Origin of the sequence: Desulfosarcina sp. (assembly GCF_046496365.1) — a bacterium.
Taxonomy (GTDB): Bacteria; Desulfobacterota; Desulfobacteria; order Desulfobacterales; family Desulfosarcinaceae; genus Desulfosarcina.
This window is the reverse complement of sequence record NZ_JAWOHB010000123.1, coordinates 22,011-33,278: the sequence shown is the minus strand read 5'-3', so window position 1 is coordinate 33,278 and position 11,268 is coordinate 22,011. Positions and strand designations below refer to the sequence as shown.

Sequence of the window (11,268 nt, the reverse complement as noted above, 5' to 3'; positions counted from 1 at the left end):
TCTATGGCATCAGCGGGCATATCGTAATCTTCCCATCGATTGAGTTGACTTGGCCGGCTTGCCCCCATATCCTTTATCATGTCCTTGACACCCTGGCCGATGCGGTGCATCCAAGCCAGGACTGAAGGGGCCGCCCGCTCACAGTCAAACACCAGGAGAGGCCACTATGAAAGCAACCGCTAAAATAAATGCCGGTGTCTGCGGATCCGCCGGAAATAATACTTCTCACGACTTCATCAACGTGTAATCTTTCTTTTAACCGGAATCAAAGGAGCAACATGGCACATAAACCCATTGCGGCCGGCAAAAGCAGCTTCGACCTCATCGATTTCACCACTTTCCTGTCCGCATTGGATTTGGACGGCGAGATCGTCTTTATGGACGTGGCCTGCGGGATCGGCAACTATGCAATCGAGATCGCCCGACAGATCCGGGACAGGGGGACGGTGCATGCCTTTGACCTGTGGGAGGAAGGCATCACCAAACTCAGGCTGAAGGCCGGCTCTCTGAGGCTGGAGAATATAGAAGCCACAGTGTGTGACGTCAGCAAAAAAATCCCCCTCGGCGATCACAGCGTGGACATCTGCCTCATGGCCACGGTGCTCCACGACCTTGTCGAAGACGGCACTCACGCGTCGACCATGAAAGAAATCATCCGCGTGATGAAGCCTGCCGGCAAGCTGGCGGTGGTGGAGTTTAAAAGGACGCCCGGGCCTCCGGGCCCGCCGGAGAAGGTGCGGCTATCCCCGGTAGAACTGGACCAGGTGCTTTTGCCCTTCGGCTTTCACCGCCGCCAACTGCTCGAACTCGGAGCCGTCACTTACCTGTCGACTTTTTCCCGCTGATTGAAGCTTCAATCGAACCCGTTGAGCGGGCCACCGATCCAGCTTCTTCTGACCGCCGGATCAACGCCGCAGGCAATCCTCCGCCAACACTTTTTCCAATGCATCGACCAAGGCGTCGGCATCTTGAATAGTAAATATTATCGGTGGCTTGAGCTTGAGCACGTTGTGCAGGGGGCCGTCGGTGCTGATCAGAAACCCATAATCTTTCATGCGGTTGCAGATGTAGGCAGCTTCGTCTGCGGCCGGTGCCAGGGTGTCATGATCCGTCACCAGCTCCACCCCCAGGTAGAGCCCCAGTCCGCGCACATCACCAACCAATGGCGATTGCTCCTTGAGGCCTGACAGACGCTGGTGCAGATGGGCGCCCACCTGGCGTGCATTCTCCTGAAGGCCTTCGGTTTCAATTACATCCAGCACGGCCATACCCACTGCACAAGAGACCGGATTGCCCCCGTAAGTGTTGAAGTACTCCATACCGTTGTTAAAGGCTCCGGCGATTTCCGGGGTGGTCACCACCGCAGCCAGGGGGTGACCGTTGCCCATGGGTTTGCCAAGGGTGACGATGTCCGGTACCACCCCCTGGGTCTCGAAGGCCCAGAAATGGGTGCCGGCACGTCCGAAGCCCACCTGAACTTCGTCAGCAATGCACACCCCGCCTGCGGTCCGCACGTGTTCAAAAGCCGCCTGGAGGTAGCCTTCGGGCAGCAGCACCTGGCCGCCGCAGCCCAGCATGCTTTCACAGATAAAGGCCGCTGGCCGCCGGCCAGCGGCGTCGATACAGTCGATGGCCGTCTTCACATAGCGGGCATAAGCACTGCCGGATTCAGGCCCGGTGCCCTTGTGGGGCCCGCGGTAGCCACAGGGCATGGTCACCGTCTGCACCCAATCCGGTGCACCCTCCCCACCGGGCCCGTCGTGCTTGTATGGGCTGATGTCCACCAGCCCCTGGGTGTTGCCGTGGTAGGCACCATCCACGGTGATGATGTCGCGCTGCCCCGTATAGGTGTGCGCCAGGCGCAGGGCTAATTCGTTGGCTTCACTGCCGCTGCAGACGAAGAAGCAGACGCTCAAAGGGTCGGGAAAGGTGGCCAGCAGCCGCTGAGCGTAATTCGCAATGTGATCGTGCAGGTACCGGGTGTTGGTGTTGAGCACGGCCATCTGGCGCTGCCCGGCCCCCACCACGGTGGGGTGGCAGTGCCCCACGTGGCAGACGTTGTTAACGCCGTCCATGTAGGGCTGCCCCGCCTCCGTGTAGAGGAATACGCCCATGCCGCGGACAATTTTCAGCGGCTTGGTGTAGGCAACGCTGAGATTTCTTCCCAGATGCCTGTTGCGGATGGCCATGATCTCCTCTGTTTGGCGGACTTCGGCCGGCGGCAAGTCGATGTCCAGGACCAGCGCCGGATCGGGACAAATCGCGGTCCACACCCGCCGCTGGCTGGGCCGGGCCACGCCCGGGAAGTTGCCGGCAAGCCCCAGCAGGTCGGTAATCAGCTGGAAATGCAGGTGGGGCGCCCAGCCGCCGTTTTCCGTCGAGGCGCCAATGACGCCGATCCGCTGTCCGGTGGTGACGGGCGTTCCCGGCGCCAATCCTTCCAGCGACGAAGCCGCCAGATGGCCGTAGAGGGAATAAAAAGGGGTGCCGTCGGTCGTGTGGTGGGCCAGGATGATGGTCGGTCCGTAATCCTTGCTGGCATCGTTATTCTGCAGGCTGTGGATCCGGCCGTCCATGAAGGCGTAGACCGGCTCGCCCGGCCGGGCAAACAGATCCAGACCCAGGTGAACGGTGCGGTATTCGGGGGCGGTGTCCGTCTCCACCTTGAATGCATCGGCTGTGTAGATCAACCGGGCTTCGTTGTAGCGGCCGATACCCAGGGCGCTGCCCGCATCTTCCATCGCCCGAAAAATCAGGCGTGTCATCGCTCCGGCAGCGTCTTTTTCCGGACCGGCCCCCAGCAGCGGCGTGCTTACACTCAGGTCGATGACCGGCGGATGATCGCACAGCAGCGCCGCAGCCACCACCGGAGCAAACGACGGTTGGTTGGCCTTCAGCCAGGCAACGACATGCCGGCTCCTGGGCGCCGGGTCCAAAACGCAGGCGTCCCTGAACAGGGCAACCGCCAGATCCGGACTGATCTGCGCCAACCGGTCGAGCAGCTCCCATGCCGGCCGCTGGGAGATCATCAGATAGTCGTTTTGCGGTGCCAGCCGGATCTGATGGGCACTGTGGCAGACGCTGGCGCACAGGCGCATGCAGATCAGGTCGAAGAGCACGGCAAGTTCGGCAGAGGTTAGCGCCAAGGCGCTGTGGTAGCCGGCGACCACCTGTACAGCGGCAGCCAGCGGGTCGGTCTTGCCCATCATGGCGTAGGCGCAGGCAATGGCCAGCTCGTTGATCGTTCGTGAATAGACCATGTCCCCGAAATCGATCAGTCCGCTGACCCGGTTGCCCCATTTTCCATGGGGCGACACCAGCACATTGAAGTCGTTGCCGTCGCTGTGGATCACGCTGCTGCGCAGGGTCTCCAGCTTCGGTGCTGTGATCGTAAGGTAGCGCTCCAGCAGGCCCACAACCCGTTTGCGCTGCACAGCATCTTCCAAATCGTCCAGGCGTGATGCCACCACTTCGCCGCAGCGGGCAAGGTCCCAGTGAAAGACACGGCGGCTGGCCGGGTGATCGAAATCCATGCAGACGCGGTCGAAGCGGCCCAGAAACGCGCCGAGACCAACGAGCAGCGCCTTGTCGTGGGGCTTGACCCTAGAAAGGGGTTTTCCCGGCAGATAGGAGAGCAGGCGGACATAGTGGCTGGCACCATCTGGATCGTCAACCGTGAGAATTTGCTCACCACCGGGGGCACTGCAGACGCGGGGACAGGGATCGCATCCGTCAAACAGGGTCGCACCATTTTGGGCCACATGAATCATGGCCAGATTCTGAAGTTCCAGCACGTCACGGGTTTCCGCGGCATTGGCGATTTTGAGCACAAACCGGTTGCCCGTTGCATCGCACAGGCCAAAGTTCTGGTCCCGTTCGCTGGGCAGCGCTTCGGCGTATGTGTCTATATCGAACAGCGCCCTGGCCATCGCGGCAGCCTGGCGTTGATTGAACCGGGGGGCATGTCTAACCAGATTCGACATGGTTCGCGACGCTCCTTTCGGGGGTTTACTGAATCGGCATTTTAGAATTCAACCGGCTCCCGCGCCGCCGCTCATCGGAAGATGAAGCCGTTTTTCAGAGGGTCGGCAGGGTCCATGAGAAATTCGTGGCGGCCGGTGATCCAGGCGCTTCCTGCCACTTCCGGAATCACGGCGTCGTGGGGACCGAAGGGAACGGTTCCAACCACCTGGCCGGTAAAGCGGGTGCCCAGGATGCTCTCGATGACGATGGAATCGTTCAGACCGATCTCCTTGCGGGCGTAGTGCAGCGCCAGCCGGGCACTCACACCGGTGCCGGTGGGGCAGCGATCCACCTCCCCGTCGGCGAAGATGCACACGTTGCTGGAGTGAGCCTCCTGACTGTGGGGCGGACCGATGATAATGGTGCCGTACAGAAAACTCAAGTCCGGTTCGAAGGGATGCGTGACGGGGCCGGCAGCCATGACGGCCCGCTTAACGGCCATGCCTTTGTCGATGAGGGCGTTAAATTCCGCAGGCGTGATGGTGACGTGCAGATCTTCAGCCTTGACGAAGGCATAGAACGCCCCGCCATAGGCGATGTCGTAGCGCACAGGCCCGAGGCCGGGGACGTGGACCGTCTGATCCAGGGCCAATGCAAAGGACGGGACATTATGAAAAAAAACACCCTTGACCCGGCCTTTTTCCATGCGGGCATAGGCGGTCACCAGTCCGGCCGGCGAATCGATGCGCACGATGGTGGTCGGCTCCACAGCCGCGATCATGCCCGTTTCGATGGCCACTGTGGTCACGCCGATGATGCCGTGGCCGCACATTGAACTGTAGCCGGCATTGTGCAGAAACAGGACGCCGAAGTCTGCCTCGGGCGACACCGGCGCCGTGATGATGCAGCCGTACATGTCTGCATGTCCCCGGGGTTCCCACATGAGGGCCGTGCGCAGATGATCCAGCTGGTCGGTCATGAACCGCCGACGTTCGAGGATGGTACTGCCTTTCAAATCCGGCAGACCGCTGGTGATGATGCGAAAGGGCTCGCCGCCGGTATGGGCGTCGATGGTGGTGATCTTCTGCCAACTGTCTGGCGGCGTCCAGTTTCTCATCTTTTCAGGCACGGGGAAGTTCATGGTCTCTGGTCTCCAGTTCGGGGTTCGGGTTCGGGTTCGGCTGACCGCACACAGTCAAGGATGAATGCCCTGGCAGGGTTAAAAAATCGGCCAACCGCAAACCAGAACCGCCAGACCGGTCAAGCCTGATTCTATGACATCTGGATGACCGTCCCCAGTTTTTTTGCCTCGGCGGCTTTGAGGACGGCGGCGGCGGTCACGGCATCCTGCACGGCAAGACCCACGGACTTGAAAAAGGTGATCTCTGTTTCGCTTTGCCGGCCGGGTTTATCGCCGTTGATGATTTCACCGATCTCCGCGTCGATGACCGCCTTGCCGATAATGATATCCCCGGCCTCGGCCATAGCCGCGTCCCGCTGATCCACCACCACCCGCGCCCGCCGGATGGTGTGCGCGTCGATCTCCTGCATCTGGGGGGTAAAAGAGCCCACACCGGTCACGTGGGTGCCCGGTTTCAGGTCATTTCCGTCAAAGAGCGGGGTTGTTGCGGTGGTGGCGGCCAATACGATATCTGCCTGCGCCACAGCGGCCTGCGGCGAATCCGCCAGGATCGCCTGGGGCGCTCCGGACCATGTGGAAATGTCATCGGCAAGACGTTGGGCAGCGGCTTTGAAGGGATCGACAATCAACACCCGCGCGATTCTGCGAACGGCCATGACAGCCTGGAGTTGGGCGCGCGCCTGAACGCCGGCACCGAAAAGGGCCACAGTTTTCGCATCCTTCCGGGCCAAATAACGTGCGGCCACCCCACCGGCGGCGCCGGTGCGAAGGGCCGTCAGGCTGTCTCCCTCCATCAGCGCCAGGGGCATCCCGGTTTGGGGATCCAGCACCAGCACCGTAGCCGCCACCGTGGGTAGACCGAGCTCGGGATTGCCCCCGTAGACGGAAACGATCTTCACCGCAAAATCACCACTTTCGTGAAGATGGGCCGGCATGAGCAGAGTCACACCTTTATCCGTGTGAAACCGGGACCGCAGCGGCATGGTGGCCTTGCCGGCGGAAAGCTGGGCGTAGGCCCTTGCCACGGCGTCGATGGCCGCGGTCATGGATAGGGCCGAACGAATGTCTGTCGCCGTAAGAACACGAATCTGCATGGGAATCACACCTCTTTGGGTTTGTCGGGTTTGGGGTTCGGATGTGCACATGGCGCATCGCCGAAAGCTTGTGAAACTTCCTTAACACCTGAATAGATGCCCTTACGGGCCTGCTGCGAACGGGTCCGGGATCGGCCGCAACGCCGTAAGTCGCAGATGGCATCCAGGCAGGCACCCTCCGCTGCCAGCAGTCCTCTGTCAACCGATGATGTGCTTCAATTCATCTCTGATGGCGCCCAAATGCTGAGCCATCCAGCGGGCCGCAGCCGCGCCGTCGCCGGCTTCAATGGCTGCCACCACCCGGGCGGCAGACCGTATGGAAACGTCGCGGTAGGCGGGCGGCAGCAGGGCTGTTTTCAATGCATGGTGGTGGGCCACAACCTTTTCAAGCACCAGCTTGGTCAGTTCGCACAAGACCACATTGCCGGAGGCATCGGCCACGGCCGCATGAAAGCGGATATCCGCTTCCAGAAACACGGCGTACTCCTTTTCGCTTCCCGCCACCCGCCCCACTGCGGCCTTAAGGTTCAGTATCTGGGCCGGGTCGGCCCGTTCCGCGGCCAGGGCAGCCGAACGGCACTCAAGCAGCTCCCGTGCCTCCATCAGGTCAAAAATGGAGCCGGCTGAAAATGCAGCCGTCAGTTTTTCGATACCCGGGTCGACACCCGGAAGCACATCCTTGATGAAGGTGCCTTTGCCCTGCATCGGTTCCAGGTACCCCATCACCACCAGGGCGTTGATGGCCTCGCGAACCGAGGACCGCCCCACCCCAAGCATCAGGGCCAGGTCGCGCTGGGAGGGGAGTTGACTGCCGGGTGCCAGATCCCCGACTGCAATCTTTTGCATAATCTGCCGGGCCACCATGTCCGGTGCTGAACTTTTGCGAATCGTTTCGAAAGTCATTTTTCAGGATCTTCAGCTGTTGTCCGGGTAAGCAAGGCATTTATCGCGGCTGGAAGCCGCTTCTGCGAAAAACCGATCGTTGATCGATCAAAACGCCTCGTGCTCGGTGCGTCGGATAATCTCATCCTGAAGGTCTTCTGTCAAATCCACAAAATAGTCGCTGTATCCGGCAACCCGGACAATCAGGTCCCGGTAGTCATCCGGAACCTGCCTGGCCCGTTTGAGTGCCTCACCGTCCACCACATTGAACTGGATGTGATGGCCGTCCATGCGAAAATAGGTGCGCACCAGCTGGGCCAGCTTGGCAACGCCCGTGTCGTCGCTCAACACCTGGGGCAGGAACTTCTGGTTGAGGAGGGTGCCGCCGGTGCGGATGTGGTCTATTTTTGCGGCTGACCGGATGACCGCCGTGGGGCCGTTGCGATCGGCTCCCTGCACCGGTGAAATGCCCTCGGAAAGCGGAATACCCGCTTTGCGGCCATCGGGCAGCGCGCCGATGACACTGCCGAAATAGACGTGGCAGGTGGTGGGCAGCAGATTGATTCGGTGGACCCCGCCACGGGCGTTGGGCCGGCCGTTTACCGCGTTGTAGTAAGCCTCGAAGACCATCTGCATGATGTCGTCGGCCGTGTCGTTATCGTTGCCGTATTTGGGGGTGTTGTCCAGCAGTTGCCGCCGGAAATCATCGTGCCCGTCGAAATTTTCTTTGAGCACCTTCGTCAGGTCGTCCATGGTGATCGTTTTCCGGTCGAATACATGGATCTTGACCGCCGTCAGGGCATCGGTGATCGACCCCAGCCCCACCCCCTGAATGTAGGACGTGTTGTAGCGAGCTCCGCCGGCATTGTAGTCCTGACCCTTGGCGATGCAGTCATCAATAACCAGGGAGAGAAAGGGCACCGGCATAAACCGGGCGTTGATCTGTTCGATGATGTTGTTGCCGTTAATTTTTATAGCGATGAAATGCTTGAGCTGTCGGTCCCAGGCAGCGAACAAATCCTCGAAACGATTGAATTGGCGCGGATCACCGGTGGCCGGCCCCAGCTGTTTACCGCTGCGCGGGTCGACCCCGTTGTTCAAGGTGAGCTCCAGCAATTTGGGCAGGTTAAAATAGCCGGTGAGAAAATAGGCCTCGCGGCCGAAGGCACCGGCTTCGACGCATCCACTGGCCCCGCCCTCGCGGGCATCTTCCACGGTTTTTCCCTGGCGCACCAGCTCTTGGACGATGGCGTCGGTGTTGAAGATAGACGGTTGGCCGAATCCGGTTTTGACGATCTTCAGAGCGCGCCTGAGGAATCGATCCGGATTCTGCTTGCTCAGCTGCACCATGGCGGAGGGTTGCAGCAGGCGCATCTCTTCGATCACGTCCAGAATCAGGTAGCTCAGGTCGTTGACCGCGTCGCGGCCGTTGGCCTTGACGCCGCCGAGGTTGATCAGGGCAAAATCCACGAAGGTGTTGCTCTCTTTGGCAGTGACACCGGTCTTGGGCGGCGCGGGGTGGTTGTTGAACTTGATCCAGAAGGCGCACAAGAGTTCCTTGGCGCGCTCCTCGGTCAACCGGCCTTCGGCGAGATCCTTTTTATAAAACGGATATAGATGCTGGTCCAGCCTCCCGGGATTGAAGGCGTCCCAGGGGTTAAGCTCGGTAATGACACCCACGTGAACGAACCAGTAGGTCTGAAGGGCCTCCCAGAAGGTCTGCGGAGCATGGGCCGGCACCCGTCGACAGATGGCGGCCATCTGCAACAGCTCCGATCGGCGATTTACATCCGCTTCCGCTTCAGCCATCAGCAGCAGCGCCTCGGCATGGCGACGGGCAAAGGTGATCAGCCCGTCGGCGGCAATGGACATGGCCGCAAGCTGGTTTTTTTTGTCCATTGCACCGGAATCGCTAAAAAAATCGAGGCATTCCACGGCGGTTTGGATTTCCGCCTTCACCTCCACAAGGCCCTTGGCATAGATTTTGTCCCCGCAGGCGGTGTGCCCCGGCGAACGCTGCTCCTGAAACTCGGTGAAAATACCTGCACGGTATGCCGCCTGCCATTCCTCCGGCAGGTGAGCAAAAATTGTCTCGCGTATGGAGTGGCCCTGCCAGTAGGGGATCACCTCTTCGCCGTAGCTGTCACGGACGCAATCGTCAACCGCGAAAGCCACCTTGTCACGACCGTGGATGATATCCAGGTCCTGTTGGGAGTGGATGCACACCTCCGGATAGGTGGGTGTAGCTTTGGGCAACGGCCCGCGCTCGCCAACGATCAGTTCGTCAGGACCGATGTAGATCGCTTTGTTCTCCATGATGGAGGCAAAGGCCCTGGCCCGTTGCACCGGCACCGCTTCGCTCCGGGCAGCTCCGCTTTTGTAAAACCGGGTCAGAAGAAGGGCTCGCTCGTCCGACAAACTTGGAACGGCTTCGAGACTGCGGGTTCTGAGACGGTTGATGCGTTCATTCATGGTCATCCTCCTATGGATACATCGAAGCCTGCCGATTCGAAGTTGTTTTTGATTGCCGCCACCCGCTCCGCCAACGGCGGGGCGGGTGCAGTCAGGCTGCCGGTCATCCCGAGGCGGCGGTATTTCTCCTCCCCGATCCGGTGGTATGGAAGCAGATCGATCCCCTGAACGGTCTTGAGGGTGCCGGCTAGCCGGGTGATGGCGGCGAGGTTGTCGTCACCGTCGGTGATGCCTGGAATCAACGGAATCCGGATGCGCAGCGGGGTTTGGCTGCAGGCAACCCGCTTCAGGTTGTCGACAATGGTTTGGTTGGGCACACCGGTATAATGCCGATGCTGATCCGCATTCATGATCTTGAGGTCGAAAAGCACCAGCTGCAGCCGGGGAAGCATGCGTTCAATCACAGCCGCCGGTGCGTATCCACTGGTGTCCAATGCAGTATGGATCTCCCGCCGGTTGCAGGCTGCCAGCAGCGCCTCCAAAAATTGCGGCTGGGACAGCGGTTCACCACCGGAAAAGGTGGCCCCACCGCCGGATTCATCGTAAAACAGCACATCCTTTTCGATCTCTTTGATCAGGTCACCCACACCGATGACAGTTCCCACCGTCTCATCGATTTTCCCCGTCGACGTGAGGCGCCACATCGTCTGGGGCCGCGGATCGATCCCTTCCGGGTTATGGCACCATTGGCATGACAGCGGACACCCCTTTAAAAAGACGGTGGTTCGAATGCCGGGGCCGTCATGCAAGGCGTATTTTTTGATTTTAAAAATGGTACCGCCCGTCATGGCGCCTCTCCTACGCATGCAGTCGCACGTGCATCCCGATTGTTTGCAAACCCGTTATAGCAGATTAACGATCAAAGGCAACAGAAACTCAGATCTTCAGACCATTGGACCTTTGATGTTGAACACTCCCCGCGGCAAGCCGCGGGGAATGCGCTCGCTATCGCGGTTCAAAAACAACCTTTTCGGCAGCCTGGCATGGACGGCCGACACACCTTCAAGATCACTTGTAGCCGCACCCCCGGCAAGCAACGATTGGCCTGGCATTATTCTTTAATATCACTGTTTTCATTATGGATATTTTTTTCTGTCCCATTCGAATGACCTTCCCATTGACTTTGGATGAGTTGTCCCTTAGCTTGACAGTATGTCTAATTTGACCATGCAGTCATACCCATCCCAATCGTCTGGCCGGATCTTTATGTCAGACTGACTTGGTGTCACCCGTGTTTACAATTGACCCGGCGGTGAGGACCGCTGGGCCTCATGATTACTGCAAGTACCCATGGAGGTGCGCATGCCCAAGCGAAAAGGCAAGCCGGTAAGCTTTGATGCATTGGTCAAATTTTTCATGCAAAACTACAACATCCCCACCAAGCGGGACGTAGACCGTCTTAACGACCGACTCGACCGGCTTGAAAGCCTGATCCGTGCGTTGGTTCCACGGAGTCGGCTGTCAACGGCCAAAGCCGATGTGGACGCTGCTAAAAGTGCCACGCAATCCGTTCTGGATCTCATTAAGCAAAGCAAAGACGGCATCGGTATTGCGGCGGTCCGGGAACAAACCGGTTTCGATGACAAAAAGCTTCGCAACATCATCTTCCGCCTGAACAAGATGGAAAAAATCGCCCGGATCAATCGCGGACAATATAAAGCCGTGGAATAGGTTTATTGTCGCATCGACCCCTAAACCGAGTAAAATTAACTGGAG

Annotated in this window: 8 protein-coding genes; 2 read left to right on the top strand and 6 right to left on the bottom strand. The window is 59.5% G+C overall.

Features of this window, described 5'->3' with window-relative positions:
- Nucleotides 1-188 precede the first annotated feature (188 nt).
- Nucleotides 189-845, top strand: a complete 657-nt coding sequence (locus tag R6V78_RS11210; protein ID WP_410289451.1) for a class I SAM-dependent methyltransferase — start codon at nt 189-191, stop codon at nt 843-845.
- Between the two features lie 60 nt (nt 846-905).
- On the opposite strand, the gene R6V78_RS11205 is transcribed toward R6V78_RS11210, so the two are convergent.
- The 6 genes from R6V78_RS11205 to R6V78_RS11180 all read right to left on the bottom strand — a co-directional run bounded on the left by R6V78_RS11205 (nt 906) and on the right by R6V78_RS11180 (nt 10,340).
- Entirely contained in the window at nt 906-3,983 is a 3,078-nt protein-coding gene (locus R6V78_RS11205) for an aminotransferase class III-fold pyridoxal phosphate-dependent enzyme (protein WP_410289450.1), read from the bottom strand.
- Between the two features lie 71 nt (nt 3,984-4,054).
- Nucleotides 4,055-5,104: a proline racemase family protein gene (locus tag R6V78_RS11200; RefSeq protein WP_410289449.1), complete on the bottom strand. Its 1,050-nt coding sequence runs from the start codon at nt 5,102-5,104 to the stop codon at nt 4,055-4,057.
- A 131-nt stretch (nt 5,105-5,235) separates the two neighbouring features.
- Nucleotides 5,236-6,198: an ornithine cyclodeaminase family protein gene (locus R6V78_RS11195; protein WP_410289448.1), complete on the bottom strand. Its 963-nt coding sequence runs from the start codon at nt 6,196-6,198 to the stop codon at nt 5,236-5,238.
- 198 nt (nt 6,199-6,396) lie between these two features.
- Nucleotides 6,397-7,101 carry a FadR/GntR family transcriptional regulator gene (locus R6V78_RS11190; protein WP_410289447.1) on the bottom strand — a complete coding sequence of 235 codons (705 nt, stop codon included), beginning with the start codon at nt 7,099-7,101 and terminating at the stop codon, nt 6,397-6,399.
- Nucleotides 7,102-7,188: 87 nt separating this feature from the next.
- Complete coding sequence (gene hypD / locus R6V78_RS11185; protein WP_410289446.1) at nt 7,189-9,552, bottom strand: trans-4-hydroxy-L-proline dehydratase; 2,364 nt, start codon at nt 9,550-9,552, stop codon at nt 7,189-7,191.
- 2 nt (nt 9,553-9,554) lie between these two features.
- Nucleotides 9,555-10,340 (bottom strand): glycyl-radical enzyme activating protein, encoded by a 786-nt coding sequence (locus R6V78_RS11180; protein ID WP_410289445.1) that lies wholly within the window; start codon nt 10,338-10,340, stop codon nt 9,555-9,557.
- A 514-nt stretch (nt 10,341-10,854) separates the two neighbouring features.
- On the opposite strand from R6V78_RS11180, the gene R6V78_RS11175 reads away from it, so the two are divergent.
- Nucleotides 10,855-11,223 carry a hypothetical protein gene (locus R6V78_RS11175; protein ID WP_410289444.1) on the top strand — a complete coding sequence of 123 codons (369 nt, stop codon included), beginning with the start codon at nt 10,855-10,857 and terminating at the stop codon, nt 11,221-11,223.
- Nucleotides 11,224-11,268: the final 45 nt, after the last annotated feature.

Excerpts from the sequence above, each read along its gene's own strand:
- R6V78_RS11195 (WP_410289448.1), bottom strand. The coding sequence starts at position 6,198 with ATGCAGATTCGTGTTCTTACGGCGACAGACATTCGTTCGGCCCTATCC.
- R6V78_RS11190 (WP_410289447.1), bottom strand. The coding sequence starts at position 7,101 with ATGACTTTCGAAACGATTCGCAAAAGTTCAGCACCGGACATGGTGGCC.
- hypD (WP_410289446.1), bottom strand. The coding sequence starts at position 9,552 with ATGAATGAACGCATCAACCGTCTCAGAACCCGCAGTCTCGAAGCCGTT.
- R6V78_RS11175 (WP_410289444.1), top strand. The coding sequence starts at position 10,855 with ATGCCCAAGCGAAAAGGCAAGCCGGTAAGCTTTGATGCATTGGTCAAA.
- R6V78_RS11210 (WP_410289451.1), top strand. The coding sequence starts at position 189 with ATGCCGGTGTCTGCGGATCCGCCGGAAATAATACTTCTCACGACTTCA.
- R6V78_RS11180 (WP_410289445.1), bottom strand. The coding sequence starts at position 10,340 with ATGACGGGCGGTACCATTTTTAAAATCAAAAAATACGCCTTGCATGAC.
- R6V78_RS11200 (WP_410289449.1), bottom strand. The coding sequence starts at position 5,104 with ATGAACTTCCCCGTGCCTGAAAAGATGAGAAACTGGACGCCGCCAGAC.
- R6V78_RS11205 (WP_410289450.1), bottom strand. The coding sequence starts at position 3,983 with ATGTCGAATCTGGTTAGACATGCCCCCCGGTTCAATCAACGCCAGGCT.